The organism is Methylobacterium sp. CM6257, from assembly GCF_054611515.1.
Window position 1 is genome coordinate 3379799 of sequence record NZ_CM137735.1, and the last position, 16793, is coordinate 3396591.

Here is a 16793-nt window from a genome sequence, read left to right on the forward strand (position 1 = left end):
GAGGACTACCAACTTGTCCTGGCCGGCTGGCTTTGGACCGGGCTGCTTCAGAGGATCAGCCCGGTCCAGGGGAGTTGGCGATGCGACGAGGACAGAGGCCGAGCGTGGAGCAGACCATGCCCGCCACCCTGCAGGAGCCTCGCAACGAGCCCGGTCCAACATACCGGTCGGGCCACTGGGCAGGTGGTCCAGCGCCAGCAGCTTGCGGCGGGCGTTGCCCGGGCATCTAAGTAACGTGGTCGGCGAGACCCGGATCTCCTCGATGCAGATGCCGCCGGCCCGCGGGTGCTCTGGGATGTCGCTGTGGTCGTAGTACCCGGCCTCGTGGATCGCCTTCGGGTCAAGCCGAGGCCGTGACGGCCAGCGCATTGTTCCCGTCGGGAACAATGCTCGTCTGGTCGACGTGCCGCACCGTACGCATCCGCGAGTCGGCCTTCGTCTACGCTCCAAACACCAACACATAACCCTCCGCGCTCGGAGCTTCTATTCGTACGTCAATGCGCCGACCGGCGTTGGATGGGGCGCCTGATACGTAGATTTACTTAGCCCAAATAAGCTAGCCCATACAGCTTACTCCGAACTCATACCTAGGCCATTCCTGCGCAACTTCGCAGCCTGCCCGCGTTGCTCGCCCTGAGTGACGGACCACATCGCCCGCCCCGACAGAGGGGCTCGGGTAAGCATCGGACAGGAAGATTGCGATGAGAACGTTTCTGCTCTCGGCTGTTGCCGTCGTCGCCCTTGCCGGCATGCCCTCGATGGCGTCGGCTCAGTTGGCCTTCGGCAACGGCAACGGCAACGGCAACGGCAACGTCGGCTCGGGTAACGGCAACGGGAACGGCAACGCCAATGCCGGCTCGCTGAACGGCAACGGCAACGGCAACTTCAACTTCGGCAGCCTGAACGGCAACCTCAACGGCAACGGCAATGTCGGCTCAGGCAACGGCAACCTGAACGGGAATTTCAATTTCGTTGGCTTCGGCAACGGTAACAGTAACGGCAACATCAACACCGGCAACGCCAACGGCAACCTCAACGGCAACCGGAACGTGTTCGCCATCGGCAACGGCAATTTCAACGGCATCAACAACTTCGGCAGCTTCAACGGCAACCGCAACGGCAACCGCAACAGCCCTTGAGCTTCGTGAACCCGAGACGCGTGCGACGGTCGTCCGTGGACGGCCGTCGCCAACGCGGTGAGGATCGTCCCCTCGCGAGTCAGCCCGAACCAGGGAGCATCGTGTGAAACCTCTCCTTCTCGCCCTGACCTTCCTCGGCCCTCTGCTCACGGCCCCTTCGCTGGCCGAGGCCCAAATCTTCGCCATCGGGAATGGCGTCGGCAATGGCAACGGGAACTTCGGCTCCCTGAACGGAAGCCGGAACGGGAATTGGAACTCGGGCTCGGGTAACGGTACCGGCAATGGCAACGGCACCGGAACGCCCATCGTGAACGGCAACATGGGCGCCTTCAACAGCGGCTCGAACAACATCGGCGCCTTCAATGGCGGGACCGGAAACGTGGGCGCGTTCAACGGGATGGGAAACAGCGGAGCCAACAATGGCTCGCACAACGTCGGCGCCTACAACGGAAACTACAATTCCGGCGCGGGGAACGGGAACTGGAACATCGGCGCTGGCAACGGCAACCTCAACGGCGGTAGCAGCAACGGCAACGGCAATATCGGAGCCGGTAACGGCAACCTCAACGGCAACCCGGGCCTGAGCTTCTTCTGGCGGTGAGTTGCCAGCACGTCTGAGGCCTGCTGTCGGGCCATCCCGCCCGCGTCCTGGTTGAAGGTGATATCGCGCCGACTATCACGCGGTCGGCAGGCGGGCGCCCGATCATCGATACGCCGGCGATCCTCCTGTCGATGAAGCTGTGGGCACTCGCTGGCCTGCAACATGGTTGGTCGTCAGGGGCAGCGGCCGCCGAACAGGTCCCAGCGCCTTGCGCCGGAACAGCGGATCGGCATGGTGGGACACTGTGCCACCCAGCGCGAAGAAAGCGTAGCGGCAAGGTCGGTCGCTGATGCGCTCCTTGTACGACCGCAGACTCACTGCAGCGGCCCGATCGCCTCAATCGCACTGAGGAGATCCTCGACCAGAGGCTTCTCGACCAGCGGCAAGCCTGCCTGCGCGACCTTCTCGCGAATCGCGGCGCTCGGATGGCCCGTGATGATGATTGTAGGGGCAGTCACGCCTTGGGCGGACAGACGCTCCGAGACATCCAAGCCGGTCATGTCCGGCAGCATGTAGTCGATGATGATGCAGCACGGCTTCGCGCCGGGGAATACCGCCAGAAGCATGCTGCCGTTCTCGAAGGTAACGACAGGGTAGCCCTCGTTTTCCAGCACGAAACGCGCCGAATTCAGAACTTCCGCATCATCATCGACCATAAAAATCGGCATGAAGCTGCTCTTAAGCGCCGTGCGGCGCATATGCCGGACCGGATAACGCCATCGAGTCGGAGAAACACCTGAATGGTCTACAGGTTCCCCGCTCTTGAGGCGGATCAATCTTTGCTGATCCCAGTCAGAAGCATCCAGCGCACCAGTTTTGGCAAGCTACCGACCTGCGTCTTGGCTATGAGCTTGGCGCGATAGATCTCGACGGTCCGCGGGCTGATCGCGAGGGCGCGGCCGATCTCCTTGCTGGTGCTGCCGGTGACCAAGTGCTCCAGCACCTGCCGCTCGCGTTCGCTCAAGGTGTCGACCCGGCGGACGAAGTCCTGCAGCATCGGATCGGGGGTGTCGGTCGCGCCGCTGCGCTCCAGGGCGGCGTGCAGGGCCTGGACGAGGGCGTCGTCGTCGAACGGCTTCTCGATGAAGTCGCAGGCCCCGAGCTTCATCGCGGCGACCGCCAGCGGGACATCCCCATGCCCCGTCATCATGACGAAGGGCAGGTGGTGGCCCGCCGACTGCAGGCGGCGGAGCAGTTCCAGCCCGTCGATGCCGGGCATGCGGATATCGGTCAGGACGCATCCGCGTGCGGACTTCGGGAGCCGGTCCAGGAGGCTCGACCCGCTGTCGTAGAGCGCCACGTCGAAGCCGGCGGCCTCGAGCAGGAAGGCGAGCGAGTCCCGCATGGCCGGGTCATCATCCACCACGTGCACAAGGCTGGATGGCATCGATCAACAGCCCCTCCGCAAATGCCCATGTCAGGCTGCGGCTCCCGTCAGGGCCTCCTGCAGCCGCGGTCAATCCAGACACGAGGCCGCCGGCCGAATAAAACAAACCGATACCATTATACGACAGATATTGCCTGCCTTTCTTGAATTGATTCATAATCAAGGACTATAAATGTGGATGCGTTTCGGCGGCCATCGAATTCGGCTGTCTGACCCCAGTGGCCATGGAAGTCACCGCCCGCAGCCCGTACTGCGCCATCATGAAGATGAAGGCGATGTTCAGGGCCGCCGGGCTCGGTCTGCTTCCTCGGCTGCGATTGCCTCAACCGCAGCGATGACGTTCTCCAGCTCGGCGACCTGGCGAAGAGCGCTCCCGGCCGGCATCCCATCATGCTCGGCCATCGCCAAGATGAGATCGCGCTGGTGCGCCTTGAGGCGTTCGAGGAGGGCGTTGAGCTTATCGGACATGGCCGGACCTGTAGCCGCAATATGAGGGCTCGGCCAATACCCGGAGCCGCGGCTGCTGCCTGGAGCGCTGGGCTCGGACCTGGGCAGCGAGCGTGCGCACCGTGGTGGCGCGCTTGTCGGGCACCTTGGTCAGGACCGTCCCACGGTAGGCGTCGGCCAGCTCGCCTGCCCGGGGCATAGACGGTCGCCGCGGCCTGCTGGAGGTGAGACAGATCAGCATTCTCCCTCCGAAACAGAGCAATCATCATCCTGGCTGTCAGCATCATGGCCTCCCTCAGCCTGAGTGCGGAATCTGTGGTGGCCCGGACATTGTCGAGATCTCTGAGCAACACTGGGATCGAGGTGTCCTCGGTCTCGCCCGATGAAACCGCTTGCGGCGGGCGGCCACGCTGTCAATCGCGTCGCAGGCGCTTGGCGGCGACTTTCATGCTATGCTCATCGTGCGCGAGCTTTCGGGCGTCCGGCAGCGCGTCCGCGGCCGGTTCAAAGTCGTGGGCACCGAACCGCGAGCGTCCGAGACACCCGTGTCGACCGGAGTGTCAGCATGATCGAGATGCACAACACCCATTCCCGCGTTCTTGACGCGATGACGGCCGTGGAGCGCGAGGTTGCGGACCGGCTCGGCTTCGGCCCGGCGCGTTCGCTCACGCAAGACATGGCGGTGTACCTGAGCGCTGAGGCCGCCGTTGAGGCATGGGCTGAGGCCAAGCACAACCAGCCGGGCCTGGAGCCCCGCGATACCCTGGAGCGGCTGTGCTCCGAGTTCATCGTGCTGCACGAAGCCGAGGCCGAAGGCCGGCAGCAGGGCTGACCAGCGCCTCGACACCCGTCCCACCGTCCGTCATGTTGAGCCCATGCCCGCGCAGCACGACCAGACCTACGATCCGCAGGAGGCGGCCCGGCGAGATAGCGCAGCTGAGTGCGCTCGATCTCCCGCCCTCCGTCGCCTCTCACTGGCGCGCTGGGTGCTGCTCGTTTTTGCGCTCGCGAGCGGCAGTGCTGTCGCCGGGCCAACCGACACGCGCAGCGCGTTGCCGCCGCAGGATGCCGCTCGCCTCGCCCAAGCGGCCCAAATGATCGTCCGCGTGACCCTCATCAGTCGGAACTGCGCGCCTTTCTACGCCGTCGACCAAGCTCAGTTGCAGGAGGTCGGGAGCACGCTCTTCTCGCAGTCGCTCGCCCGCTTCGGGAAGGATCGGCTGCTGCAAGCGATGAACAACGCCGAGACCGAGGACACGGCGCAGATCCGCGACAGCGGCGCCGCGTTCTGGTGCCCCCTCCAGCGGGCCTACCTCAACAGCCTGAGAATGCCGGGCTTGATTGGGAAGCAGCTGCAATAATTTGGTCTATCCCAGCCGCCTCACATAGCCCGACCGGCACCTGAAGCCTGGCAGCAGCGCCTCGACCGGTAAAACGGCGCTCGTCGTCCTGAGCCTTGCCCAGGCGGCGCGCTCAGTCTTGCGATCCGCAGGTTGCGGATGCGGAACCGTCAAAGGGCTGCCGCGGGGCGGCCCCGACGTTGCGATCTATCTGGATTCGGCCGAGGTTCCCCCAAACGGATTATATGCATTGCCCAATGATGGATTTAGCCACCAGCATGTAGAGCGCACATCAGAACTACATCAGGGGCGAGAAATGCTCGTTGTGGTGGCGGCTACCCTGAGCGGCGATCTCGCTGTGCTGGTGTTGACGTGGTCATCCCTCGGACTTGGCGCTCTTCTCCTTGTCCCTGCCGTCGCGAGTGCGGCAGGCATGCTGACCGGCCTGCTCCTCGCTCTTCTCAGGAGAGATCGGCCCGTCAGCACGCCTGTTCACCTCGGGATGTCAGAGGCCGCTGTCCTGCCCCGCGCTGCAAACGATCCAGCACCCCGACGCGCCGCGTAGGCGAGCGCTCGAGGCCGCGGACGGGCAGCGGGCGACTCTAACGAATGCGAATGCTCGGGGTTCGGGGCGGCCTGTATCCACGGTCAGACGGGGCAATTCAGATTGTCATCGAATCTGGATACGAGCCGCCGCGCTGAATGAAGGAGGTCGCTCATGAGCTGTGTCGTGGCGCAGACAGTTCAGGACTGGCGTTTGCAGGGCTATCGGGGGCTGCGCATCCCGCGCTGCCCGGGATGCGGTTGCGGCACTGAGCGCACCTGGGAGGAACTGCGCGCCTCCCCGTGCGAGGACGTGATCGAGGCGGCGCGCCGCGTACGCTGTCAGGATTGCGGGCAGGTGCCGGCCGGGCTCACCGTCATTGCCTACGGGGCCGCCGACCCACTCGCTGGAGCGTGGTGACGGTCCTCGGCTCGGGCGGCTCCCGTCTCCCGGCCATACGCGGCCCTGGAGGATCACGTGAGCGGCCAGAGGCAAAACCGATTAACTTTCGTTAAGCCTTCCATCGCCTCCCCTAAATTAAGTATTGCTAAACTTTTCAAGACATGCGAACACGAAGGCAGTTCGCGGGCGGGCGTATTTTGCCGTCCAGGATTGCTCTTATGAAGACGATAAGCTTGGACGGCTCGCGGCAGCGCGGCCCTGCGACCCATCGCCATGTTGTGGCAATCGCCAACATACGGTGGTTCCGCGCGATGGCGTGGCGCGCCCTGCGCGATGGCGGCCCACAAGGTGTGCTACGCGCGGCCAATGCCCGGGCAGCGGCCCGTATTGTGCTGCGTCAGGCAAGGCGGGATGCCTTGGTCAACCGGCTAGCGACCGACGCCCTGGCGATTGGCGGATAGCCGATCGAGCGGCCGCACGGCCCCGGCGCCAAGCTGGTATCCGCCGTCTGCGGAAAGTGGTCGACGCGGTAACACGAAGACGAAGTACCTGCTCGCTGAGGTCGAGGCGGGCTACGCGGCGACGCTGGGTAACGCTTCTCAGTTCACACGGCCGGATGGAACCCATTTCGAATGGAAGGGCTCCTCAGGCTTCGCCAAGCGGGAGACATCCTCTGCGGCGGGAGCATCTCTGGCGAGCGTTCCGATCAGCCGGAGAAGCTCCAGGTGCTCTGGTTCGCCTCCGCCGGCAACCAGGAAGGATCCGAGTTCGATCTCAACCGACGGCCCGCCGGATGCGGGGTTCGGCTCGTGCAGGATGAAGGGATGTCCCTTCGCCTCGTCGTGTACCAAGAGCCATCGGCCGCCGTTCGGGCTCGCATAGAGCAGTCGCATCCAGATCATCGCCGGAACCCGCGTAGAAGCTGTCTGCGATAGCAACGCGGGGCATGGACGAACGCTCCGGCCGCTGCCCCCTTCCCTCCCGTAACGTTTTAGCCAACGAACGGATGGGAAACCGCAGAGGGAGTGCGCGACATGCCGAGTGGCCGCTTCGTGAGTTACCTGCGCGTCAGCACGGCGAAGCAAAAGAAGCGCACGCCGTGATCGGCCTCTGGCAAACCACCTACAACCGCGTGGGGCCGCACTCGTCCGCGGATTATCGGCCGCCCGCGCCCGTCACGTTCCCGGATCCGGCCTTCCAGCGACCCATGCCCGCCGCCATGCAGGAGCCTCGCAATGAGCCCGGTCCAACATACCGGTCGGGTTATGGAATAGAGTGGCCTCGCAATTGGCTCGATCCATACGATCTGTTGGGCTAAAATTATGTGGCATTCTCGAGATTAGATCCGCCCATCCCGGAGGTTTTGCTGTGATAAAGCGCGCTTCGATGTGCGCTTTATCACAGATGAGAACGGTCAGAACTTGACGATGACCTGGGCACGGATGGTTCGGGGTGCGCCCGGCGAGATGTTGTTGTTGTTGTCGGCCGTGTAAATGTAGCGCCGGTCGAAGATGTTCTCGATGTTCACCTGTGCTCGGGTGAACTCGTTGATCTGGTAGAACAGACCCAGATCGAAGCGATTGTAGCCCGGCAGCCGGACGGTGTTGTCCGACGATGCGAATGTATGCGTCTGATAGATGTAGCCGAGGCCGATCGAGAACTCCTTTGTGACCGCGAACTTGTTCCAGAGCGAGATCGAGTTGAACGGCACAAGGCCAACCGTGTTGCCCTTAATGATCGTGGCTGACGTCGCGCTCTCGATGCGAGCGTCGGTGAGCGCGTAGCCGCCCGCGATCTGCCACCAATCGGTGACGTAGCCGTTGGCGCCGATCTCGATGCCCTGCGTATTTGTCTGGCCTGACAGGATGAAGAAGCCGGGATTGTTCGGATCTGGCAGACGCTGGTTGCGGCGATCGAGGTTGTAGGCAGCGAAAGTGAGCTGGAAGGCCGGGTTGACGTCGTACTTCACCCCGACCTCAAGGTTCTGGAACTCCTCGGGTTTCGAGATGACGAGGCCCGGCGTGAAGGCGCCGATCTGGTCGCCCGAACTCGGTAGATAGGAGACGCTGTAGCTGCCGTAGAAGGCGAGGTTCGCCAGCGGCTTGATCACGAGACCGGCGCGCGGCGACATGAGGTTGTCGATCCGATCGTTCGTGACGAGGGTCCGCTGATCCGTCGAGGCGAAGTTGAAGTAGTCATAACGCAGACCTCCGATGATCTGCACGTAAGGGTTCAGATCGATCTGGTCCTGTGCATAGACCGCTGCCGTGTTGAGGTTGTAACGACTGTTGGCATCGGTCGTGCCGTTGTTGCGGAAGGTCACGGGCGCGCGTGTGATCGGCGAGAGCGGGTTGGCCACGACGCTCGTTGCGAAATTCGGGGCGAAGAACGCCGTTCGCCGGAAGGTGGCCCCCTCCTGAAGGCCGAGCTCAAAGCCGCCGAGCAGGGTGTGCTTCACGTCGCCGGTGAGGAAGCTGTAGGTGAAATCGTTCTGACTGAAGTAGTTCGTCCGCGGTGTGTCGTTCCTGTAGCCTGTGATGCTGACCGCTGTGCCGGCACTGTTCACCGCGCTGCCCGGAAGCGTGTTCTGGTAGTAGCGGTCATAGTCGGCGAACCGGAGCTGGCTGTGCATCTGCACGCCGTTATCGAAAAGATGGTCGAGGGTCGCGGTGGCGATGTTGGCGTCCACCTTGGTGAAGTTGACGTCCGGGTTGCCGAAGAAAGTCCTGATATTGTTGCGGTAATTGTACGCCCGTCCGAACTGCGAGGGAATGCCGCGATCGGGGAAGCGGTTATCGTGGAAGTACTCGTAGGAGAGCTGCAGCGTCGTCTGCGGATCGATGAGGAAGGTCGCCGTCGGGTTGATGCCGTAGCGGGTGAGGTCGCCGAACTGCCGGAAGGTGCCCGAATCCTCGAAGACGCCGTTGAGGCGGAAGAAGGCGCTGTCGCTGAAGCGGTCGCCAACGTCGACAGCCACGCGCTTGTCGCCGAACTGGCCGCCGCCCGCCACGATCTCGCGGACCGGAAGGCCGTCCGCCACCTTGAGCACCCGGTTGATGATGCCTCCGCCGCCGCCGCGCCCGAAGATCAGGGAATCCGGGCCCTTGAGCACCTCCACGCGCTGGACGTTGTAGAGGTCGCGGTAGTATTGAACATCGTCACGCATGCCGTTGACGAAGAAGTCCGCGCTCGTGTTCTGGCCGCGGATGATCGCTTGGTCGCGGTTACTCTCACCCTGGGCCGGGACGACGCCCGGCACGTAGCGGAGCTGGTCCGTCAGATTTTGGAAGTTCTGGTCCCGGATCTGCTCCTGCGTGACGATGGTGATGGATTGCGGCGTGTCGAGGAGCGGCGTGTTGGTCTTGGTCGCGCTGCGGGTCTGCTTGGTCAGGTAGCCGACCGTGACACCCCCCTGCGGCTCTCCGATAGGGGTCGCCGCCACGCTGAGCTCCTCCAGCGTCACGGCCTCAGATGCGCCACCCGCGACTGCCTCGTGCGCCCGAGCTTGCATCTGCAAGATGGCAGTTAGGCAGGCAGTCGACAGTAGGGCACGCGAAGACAAGGAGGGAGCAAGCATAAATGACCTCGTGCTCGCTCATCACAGCCGAAACGCGTGAAAGATGCCGGCGAACACGGCGAGCGATATCGCGTCAGGCGTCTATCGAGCTTCATCGATGATGCAAGCGAGCCGGCGAGTCCGCCCAGGCATTTAGTTTGGAATTCATATAACTAAAAATCCAATCTTTTGAGCTTAATCGCTGCGAGTGCGAAATTTTTCGCCTCATGAACTTATTCGAGCATCATCCATGGCGAGCAAAGAGTCTTCACATTGTTGCTGAAATGCAACCGTTCATTAGAAATACTAAAAGCAGGATCTTGGCGATCAGACGGAGGCTGTGCGTTTCAAGGCCAAAGGCCTACGGTTCTTAAGCTCTAGGTTAATTTTGGCGGCCTTGGTACTACCCGAGCGTGTTCCAGAAATGAGCCCTACTGCGAATGGCTCGATGTCGTGGCCGTCACGCCGAATGTCCGCCGCGGGGAAGCGTCAGAGGCCCCTTGAATGACCGGCATAGGCACAAAGCGGAGGGTCCGCGCCGGCAATGCTCCGTCCGGGTGCGCGGACCGGCGTCGAGGTCGTCGCGTCTGCCCGCCTCTTCGGCGGTGCTGTCTTTGGCGCGTGCTCTCCATCGGCACGATGCAGAGCACGCCGGCCTACTGCCCTGCCCGCCTCGGCCGCCTGGCGATCGCCTTGATGCTGACGTCACCGCCGGCGCGATCGCAGACGCCGACCCGCTCATCGGCGGTGCCGGCAGCGCCACCTGCCGGAGAACGCCGGCTTCCGCCGCAGCGTCGCGGGTGATCCACAAGGCCGATGCGATCTGGCGCATCTGTTCCATGACCAAGGTGGTCTCAGTGGCGGCTCTCATTCTCGCCGAGCGCGACCGCCTTCCTCGTCCAGCCGATCGCCTGCCAGACTCAACACGTCGTCAAGCTGCGTCCCGATTAAGTCGTACGACAAGCTGATCGGCGAACTTGGCCGCCGCCACGGACAGCGATCGCCCACGCAGCTGCGCAAGGACCAGCGTCATCGGGGTGAGGTCGCGGGTGTCGATCGGGCGGCTGTGCAGGCGCGGATCCTCCGGGATGCCGCTGGGGATCTGCAGGCTGACCACATCCTCCCGCAGCGTGAGGTTGCGCAGGAATTCCAGCGAGCCCGATTCGACGACCGGCCGCAACTCGACGCCGCGGCGGGCCAGCGCGTGCTCAATATGGTGGCGGATGGCGAGCGAGTGGTCGGGCAGCGCCAGGGCATGGGCGAGGCAGTCGCGCAGCCGCACCGGCCCGGTCTCCGCCGCCAGTTCGTGGCCCCGGCGCATCAGCGCGCACAGGGTCTGGTGGCCGGAATAGAGCGGGTGCAACTCCGCCGAGGGCGGCGGCTGCAGGATCAGGGCGAGATCCGCCTCGAAGGCCGCCAGGGCGGTCACCGCCTGGGCGTGGTCGCGGACCTGTACGGTGAAGCCGACCTGGGGAAACCGGGCGCGGTAGGCCTCGACCTCCTCGGGCACCACCTGCGTCACGAAGGCCTGGCTGCAGGCGAGCGCCACGTGCCCCCGCCGCACCCCCGACAGGTCGGCGATCTGCGAGCGGACCCGATCGAGATCGGCCGCCTGGTCGCGGATGTGCCGGGCGAAGAGCTCGCCGGCCGCGTTGAGCCGCATCCCCTGCGGCAGGCGCTCGAAGATCGGCGTACCGAGCTCGTATTCGAGATCCTGGATCTGCCGGGTCAGGGCCGAGGGCGTCAGGTTCAAGCGCTCCGCGGCGCGCCGGATCGAGCCGGCGCGGGCGACCTCGGCGACGTAGGTGACGGTCCGCAGGTGCTTCACGCCCGCATCCTACCCAGCCGTTGCCCGCGAGGCAACGGATCGCTCAGAAAATAGCACTTCCTCGCAACAGGCGTCGCCCCTAGCGTCCGGATATCGGGACCCTGCAGGAGCCGTTCGATGATCCGCCGCCGCACCCTCCTGGCCGGTCTCGGGGCCGGCCTTGCCCTCGGCCCCCTGGCCCGAGCCCGCGCCCAGGGCGCCCCCGTCACGATCCGGATGGGCTCGCTCAAGCTGATCCACTCGATCGCGCCGAGCTTCTATGAGCGCTTCACCCCCGCGGGCGTGAAGGTAGAGGTCGTGCCCTTCGAGAGTCCCACCGAATGCAAGAATGCGGTGGTCACCAAGTCGGTGGATTTCGGCACGTTCGGCATCGCCGCCGCGACGCTGGGCGCGGCCGCCGGCGAGCCGCTCGTGGTCATCGCCTCTACCTGCAACCGCGGGATGGCGGTGATCGCCAAGAAGGGCTCGGATATCCGCGCCATCAAGGACCTGCGCGGCAAGCGCGTCGCGATCTGGCCCGGCAGCACCCAGGAGGTCTTCGTCCTGGAGCGGATGCGCATGGAGGGCCTCTCGGTGAAGGACATCACCCCCGTGCGGGTCTCCTTCTCGGAGATGCACATCGCGCTCGCCCGCGGCGACGTCGACGCCTATGTCGGCGCCGAGCCGGGCCCCGGCGTCAGCCTTGCCTCGGGCGTCGGCCAGCTCGTCGAGTACCCCTACGGCACCGAGATGGGCGCGCTGAACATGGTGTTCGGCGCCCACCGCGACACGCTGGCCGAGCGGCCGGACCTCGTCCGGACCATGCTGGAGATCCACCGCAAGGCGACGGACTTCGCGGCCGGCGACCGTGACGCGATGATCGCCATGGCGGTGGCGAAGCTCGGGCAGAAGCGCGAAGCGCTCGAGCTCTCGGCCCCGAACGTCGAGCTGACCTGGCGCCTCGGTCCGAACGAGGTCCGGCAGGCCGACGCCTACGCGCAGCACATGCTGACGCTCAAGCAGATCAAGCGGCTGCCGGAGCCCGGCTTCATCGACACCCGCTTCGTCGACGCGCTGGGGCGGGCGTGAGCACCGGGATCGAGGCCGGCGCCCTGCCGGTGGCGGCGCCGGCGACGCCGACCCCGGCCCGCGGGGCCGGCCGGGCCGGACCCGGGCTCGCCCACCTGCGCCGGCTGGCGCTCGCCTGCGTGGTGCCGGCCGCGCTCGTCGCGGTCTGGCAGGTCACCACCGCGGGCCGGCCCTACAGCCTGATCCCGCCCCCCGCGGAGGTCTGGGCCGAGCTGCGGGATCTCGCCGTCGGCGGCGTCAACGACGACGCGTTCAGCGGCACGCTCTGGACCCATCTTGCGGCGTCGCTGAGCCGGGTCTACGGCGGCTTCGCGCTGGCGGCGGCCGCCGCCCTGCCCCTCGGGCTGCTGATCGGCCGCGTCCCGCTGATCCGGGCGCTCCTCGACCCCGTGCTTCAGGTCCTGCGCCCCGTTCCGGTCACCGCGTGGCTGCCGCTGGCGATGATCCTGTTCGGCCTCGGGCCGCGCTCGGCCTTCTTCCTCGTGTTCCTCGGGGCGTTCTACCCGATCCTGGTCAACACCGTGTTCGGGGTCCGCTCGGTGGAGCCCCGCCTGTTCGAGGCGGCCGCGATGCTGGGCTGCACCGGTCCGGCGCAGTTCGTCCGCGTGGTGCTGCCGGCGGCCCTGCCGTCGATCTTCACCGGCCTGCGTCTGGGCCTCGGCTTCGCCTGGGTGGTGATCGTGGTCGGCGAGATGACCGGCGTCCAGACCGGCCTCGGGGCGATCATCATGGAGGCGCGCCAGCTCTCGCGCACCGAGATCGTGATCTGCGGCATGGCGGTGATCGGGGTCGCGGGCTTCGTCTCCGACTGGCTGGTCATGCAGCTCGGCCGCCGGCTGCTCGCCTGGAGTCCGAATCATGGCTGACCCCACGATCCCGATCCTCGACATGCGCGCGGTCTCGAAGACCTACGCGGCCGGCGGGCGCCGGACCGAGGCTCTGCGCGAGGCCAACCTCACCGTCGCCCGGGGCGAGTTCGTCTGCCTGCTCGGCGCCTCGGGCTGCGGGAAGTCGACGCTGCTGCGGGTCGCCGCCGGCTTCGAGGCCCCGACCGCCGGGGAGGCCCTCATGTGGGGCAAGCCCATCGTCGGGCCGCGACCGAGTCGCGGCATGGTCTTCCAGGATTACGGCCTGTTCCCGTGGCTCACCGTGCGCGACAATATCGGCTTCGGCCCGAAGGCCTGCGGGCGGCCTGCCGCCGAGGTGCGCGACATCGCCGGGCGCTACATCGCCCTCGTCGGCCTCCAGGCCTTCGCCGACGCCTACCCGCACCAGCTCTCGGGCGGGATGAAGCAGCGCGTCGCCATCGCGCGGGTGCTCGCCAACGAGGCCGAGGTCGTGCTGATGGACGAGCCCTTCGGGGCGCTCGACGCCATGACCCGCGAGCGGCTGCAGGACGAGCTGCTCAACCTCTGGTCGCGGACGGGGCTGACGATCCTGTTCGTCACCCACGCCATCGAGGAGGCGATCTTCCTGGCCGACCGCATCGTGATGATGTCGCCCGGCCCCGGCCGGATCGAGGCGATCTACCCGGTCGAGCTGCCGCGGCGGCGCGACGTGTCGAGCCCGGCCTTCAACGACCTGCGCCGGATGCTCGCGGCGCAGCTCCACAGCCACCACGCCCTGCGGGCCGCTGCCTGATGGACACCACCCCCGACGATCCCCGCCGGCCCGAGAACCGCCTCGCCTACCGCGCCGCCGTGGACCGGCCGCGCCTGACCCTGCCCGGGGGCCGGCACGTCGCCGTCTGGCCGGTGGTCAACGTCGAGCACTGGCTGATCGACCACCCGATGCCGCGCCAGATCCTGGTGCCGCCGGCCGCCGCGAGCCTGCTGCCGGACATCCCGAACTGGGCGTGGCACGAATACGGCATGCGGGTCGGGTTCTGGCGCTTCCTCGAGGCGTTCGCCAGCCGGGGCATCCGCCCGACCCTGTCGATCAACGGCTCGGTCTGCACGGCCTATCCCCGCATCGCCGAGGCGGCCCACGCGGCCGGCTGGGAGTTCATGGCCCACGGCTTCCACCAGGTCCCGACCCACAGGGTCGCGGACCAGCCGGAGATGATCGCCCGCACGGTCGCGGCGATCACCGAGGCGACCGGGCGGCCGCCCCGCGGCTGGCTCGGGCCGGGCCTCACCGAGACTCTCGACACGCCCGACCACCTTCACGCGGCCGGCCTCGAGTACGTCGGCGACTTCGTGCTCGACGACCGCCCTTGCCGGGTGGCGACGCGCACGGGCGACCTCGTCGCCCTCCCCTACTCGGTCGAGCTCAACGACATCCCGCTGCTGGCCATCCAGCACCACCGGGCCGACGAGTTCGTGGAGCGGGCGCTCGCCCATCTCGACCGGCTCGCCGCCGAGGCCGCCGGCTCCGGCCCCCTCGGCGGGGCCAAGGTGATGAGCTTCGCGATCCACCCCTACATCACCGGCGTGCCGCACCGGATCGGCCTGCTGGAGCGGCTGCTCGACGCCATCCTGGCGCGCCGCGACACGGTCCTTATGCAGGGGACCGAGATCCTCGACTGGTACCGCGCCACCGGCGATGCGTCCTGACCCCCGAGCTGGCCTGAGACGAGGAGCCGCCGTGCCTCCCTTTCCGACGATCCCGCTCCTGCACGCGGCCTACGCCGCGGGTCTCGACCCGCGCACCGTCGTGGCCGAATCCTACCGGCGGCTCGCCGCGGTCGGCGATCCCGGCATCTTCCTCGCGCTCGTGCCGGAGGGCGAAGCACTGGCGGAAGCGGCGGCGCTCCCGCCCTTCGATCCCGCGTCGCAGCCGCTCTGGGGTGTGCCCTTCGCCGTCAAGGACAACATCGACGTGGCCGGCCTGCCGACCACCGCCGCCTGTCGGGACTTCGCCTACACGCCGGCCGAGACCGCGCCCGCGGTGACACGCCTGCTCGCAGCCGGGGCGGTCCTGATCGGCAAGACCAATCTCGACCAGTTCGCCACCGGGCTCGTGGGCCTGCGCACCCCCTACCCGGTCCCGCGCAACGCCATTGATCCGGCCTACGTGCCCGGGGGCTCCAGCAGCGGCTCGGCCGTGGCGGTGGCCCACGGGATCGTGTCGTTCGCCCTCGGGACCGATACGGCGGGCTCCGGGCGGGTGCCGGCGGCGCTCAACAACGTCGTCGGGCTGAAGCCGTCCCTCGGCGCTGTCTCCAGTCGCGGCATGCTGCCGGCCTGCCGCACCCTCGATACACTCTCGGTCTTCGCCGGCACCGTCGCCGACGCCGACGCGGCCTTCCGGGTCATGCTGGGTCCTGACAAGACCGATCCCTGGGCGCGGGCGCTGCCCGTGCCGCCCGCGCCCGCCGGCCTTCCGCCGGGCCTGCGCTTGGGGCTCCCGGACGCGGCGAGCCTCCGGTTCGGCGGTGACGGGCTCTCGGAGGTGGCCTTTGCGGCGACGGCCGTCGATCTCGAAGCGCTCACCGGCGCGGCGGTTTCGGTCGACCTGAGCCCGATGTTCGCCGTCGCGGGCCTGCTCTACGACGGGCCGTGGGTCGCCGAGCGCTACGCGGCGATCCGCCTGGTGATGGAGACGCGCCCCGGGATCCTGCACCCGACGACGCGGGCGGTGATCGGAGCCGCCGAACGCTACAGCGCCGCGGATGCCTTTGCGGGCCTCTACCGCTTGGCGGAGCTGCGCCAGGAAGCCGACGCGGTCTGGGACCGCATCGACGTGCTCGCCGTACCGACCTACCCGCGCCCGCAGACCCGCGCCGCCGTGGAGGCCGACCCGGTCGGACCGAACAGCGAGCTCGGCACCTACACCAACTTCGTCAATCTGCTCGACTGGTGCGCCCTCGCGGTCCCGGGGCGGCCCCGCGCCGACGGCTTCCCCGCCGGGATCACCCTGCTCGCACCGCGCGGGTCCGACGGGCTGCTCGCCGCTCTGGGCGCGCGCCTGCATGCGGCCTCCGCCGGCCGGATCGGCGCGGGCACGGCGCCGGTCCCGGCGGCGAAGCCGGGGCCGGCCTGGGCGAGGCCCGGCGAGATCGAGCTGGCGGTCGTCGGCGCGCATCTGTCGGGGCTGCCCCTGAACCGCGAACTGGCCGGGCGCGGCGCCCGGTACCTGCGTTCGATCAAGACCGAGCCGGACTACCGCCTCTACGCCCTGCCGGGCGGACCCCCGCAGCGCCCCGGCCTGCTCCGGGTGGCCCCGGGCGAAGGCGGCGCTATCGAGACGGAGGTGTGGGCGCTGCCGCCCGCCGCCTTCGGGACCTTCGTGGCCGGCATCCCGGCGCCGCTCGGCATCGGCACCCTGCGGCTCGCCGACGGGACCGCACCGAAGGGCTTTCTGGTCGAGGCGGCCGGCGTCGCGGGTGCGACGGACATCACGCGGTTCGGCGGCTGGCGCAGCTACATGGCCGGTCGTGCGGCGGCTTAGCGGGCTGCCGCCGCTGAGGGCCTCCTGGACCTGAAGGGCCGGCCGCCCGCGTCGCTCTGCCGATGATCCCGCTTCGGATCGACTCGAAT

At 67.0% G+C, this 16793-nt stretch carries 16 protein-coding genes and 1 pseudogene; 11 read left to right on the top strand and 6 right to left on the bottom strand.

Annotation, left to right across the window (positions count from 1 at the left end; translation table 11 throughout):
- The first annotated feature begins 773 nt into the window (after nucleotides 1-773).
- Both ACYCO6_RS16560 and ACYCO6_RS16565 read left to right on the top strand, forming a co-directional pair.
- On the top strand, nucleotides 774-1139 hold the full coding sequence (locus ACYCO6_RS16560; RefSeq protein ID WP_459773006.1) for a hypothetical protein: 366 nt from the start codon (nucleotides 774-776) through the stop codon (nucleotides 1137-1139).
- A 103-nt stretch (nucleotides 1140-1242) separates the two neighbouring features.
- A complete protein-coding gene (locus ACYCO6_RS16565) occupies nucleotides 1243-1740 on the top strand; it encodes a hypothetical protein (protein WP_459773007.1) in 498 nt (165 codons plus the stop codon).
- A gap of 314 nt (nucleotides 1741-2054) precedes the next feature.
- Here the strand turns inward: ACYCO6_RS16565 and ACYCO6_RS16570 are convergent, their stop codons facing one another.
- From ACYCO6_RS16570 to ACYCO6_RS16585, 4 genes are all read right to left on the bottom strand, one after another.
- The gene (locus ACYCO6_RS16570) at nucleotides 2055-2516 is read right to left on the bottom strand and encodes a response regulator transcription factor (protein WP_459773008.1); all 462 of its coding nucleotides are present in this window, start codon (nucleotides 2514-2516) and stop codon (nucleotides 2055-2057) included.
- The gene (fixJ, locus tag ACYCO6_RS16575) at nucleotides 2513-3127 is read right to left on the bottom strand and encodes a response regulator FixJ (RefSeq protein WP_459773009.1); all 615 of its coding nucleotides are present in this window, start codon (nucleotides 3125-3127) and stop codon (nucleotides 2513-2515) included. Before fixJ ends, ACYCO6_RS16570 begins: the two co-directional genes overlap by 4 nt.
- A gap of 279 nt (nucleotides 3128-3406) precedes the next feature.
- Nucleotides 3407-3595 carry a hypothetical protein gene (locus tag ACYCO6_RS16580; RefSeq protein ID WP_459773011.1) on the bottom strand — a complete coding sequence of 63 codons (189 nt, stop codon included), beginning with the start codon at nucleotides 3593-3595 and terminating at the stop codon, nucleotides 3407-3409.
- Nucleotides 3585-3773 carry a hypothetical protein gene (locus ACYCO6_RS16585; protein WP_459773012.1) on the bottom strand — a complete coding sequence of 63 codons (189 nt, stop codon included), beginning with the start codon at nucleotides 3771-3773 and terminating at the stop codon, nucleotides 3585-3587. Before ACYCO6_RS16585 ends, ACYCO6_RS16580 begins: the two co-directional genes overlap by 11 nt.
- Nucleotides 3774-4139: 366 nt before the next feature.
- On the opposite strand from ACYCO6_RS16585, the gene ACYCO6_RS16590 reads away from it, so the two are divergent.
- The 4 genes and pseudogenes from ACYCO6_RS16590 to ACYCO6_RS16605 all read left to right on the top strand — a co-directional run.
- Complete coding sequence (locus ACYCO6_RS16590) at nucleotides 4140-4406, top strand: hypothetical protein (protein ID WP_459773013.1); 267 nt, start codon at nucleotides 4140-4142, stop codon at nucleotides 4404-4406.
- A gap of 43 nt (nucleotides 4407-4449) precedes the next feature.
- Complete coding sequence (locus tag ACYCO6_RS16595) at nucleotides 4450-4935, top strand: hypothetical protein (protein ID WP_459773015.1); 486 nt, start codon at nucleotides 4450-4452, stop codon at nucleotides 4933-4935.
- Between the two features lie 697 nt (nucleotides 4936-5632).
- Complete coding sequence (locus tag ACYCO6_RS16600; RefSeq protein ID WP_459773017.1) at nucleotides 5633-5878, top strand: hypothetical protein; 246 nt, start codon at nucleotides 5633-5635, stop codon at nucleotides 5876-5878.
- Between the two features lie 1066 nt (nucleotides 5879-6944).
- Nucleotides 6945-7085, top strand: a pseudogene (locus tag ACYCO6_RS16605) (IS3 family transposase); the annotation flags it as partial.
- Between the two features lie 189 nt (nucleotides 7086-7274).
- On the opposite strand, the gene ACYCO6_RS16610 reads toward ACYCO6_RS16605, so the two are convergent.
- The gene (locus tag ACYCO6_RS16610; RefSeq protein ID WP_459773596.1) at nucleotides 7275-9371 is read right to left on the bottom strand and encodes a TonB-dependent receptor; all 2097 of its coding nucleotides are present in this window, start codon (nucleotides 9369-9371) and stop codon (nucleotides 7275-7277) included.
- Between the two features lie 976 nt (nucleotides 9372-10347).
- Nucleotides 10348-11244 (bottom strand): LysR family transcriptional regulator, encoded by an 897-nt coding sequence (locus tag ACYCO6_RS16615; protein ID WP_459773019.1) that lies wholly within the window; start codon nucleotides 11242-11244, stop codon nucleotides 10348-10350.
- A gap of 117 nt (nucleotides 11245-11361) precedes the next feature.
- Here ACYCO6_RS16615 and ACYCO6_RS16620 point away from each other — a divergent pair, with 117 nt between their 5' ends.
- Genes ACYCO6_RS16620 through atzF form a run of 5 tightly spaced genes read left to right on the top strand, consistent with a single transcriptional unit; the run spans nucleotide 11362 to nucleotide 16704 of the window.
- Complete coding sequence (locus ACYCO6_RS16620) at nucleotides 11362-12312, top strand: ABC transporter substrate-binding protein (RefSeq protein ID WP_459773020.1); 951 nt, start codon at nucleotides 11362-11364, stop codon at nucleotides 12310-12312.
- Nucleotides 12309-13178: an ABC transporter permease gene (locus ACYCO6_RS16625; protein ID WP_459773022.1), complete on the top strand. Its 870-nt coding sequence runs from the start codon at nucleotides 12309-12311 to the stop codon at nucleotides 13176-13178. Before ACYCO6_RS16620 ends, ACYCO6_RS16625 begins: the two co-directional genes overlap by 4 nt.
- On the top strand, nucleotides 13171-13953 hold the full coding sequence (locus ACYCO6_RS16630) for an ABC transporter ATP-binding protein (RefSeq protein WP_459773024.1): 783 nt from the start codon (nucleotides 13171-13173) through the stop codon (nucleotides 13951-13953). The genes ACYCO6_RS16625 and ACYCO6_RS16630 overlap by 8 nt, the downstream gene beginning before the upstream one ends.
- Nucleotides 13953-14867: a polysaccharide deacetylase family protein gene (locus tag ACYCO6_RS16635; protein WP_459773026.1), complete on the top strand. Its 915-nt coding sequence runs from the start codon at nucleotides 13953-13955 to the stop codon at nucleotides 14865-14867. Before ACYCO6_RS16630 ends, ACYCO6_RS16635 begins: the two co-directional genes overlap by 1 nt.
- Complete coding sequence (atzF, locus tag ACYCO6_RS16640; RefSeq protein WP_459773028.1) at nucleotides 14857-16704, top strand: allophanate hydrolase; 1848 nt, start codon at nucleotides 14857-14859, stop codon at nucleotides 16702-16704. Before ACYCO6_RS16635 ends, atzF begins: the two co-directional genes overlap by 11 nt.
- The last annotated feature ends 89 nt before the right edge of the window (nucleotides 16705-16793 follow it).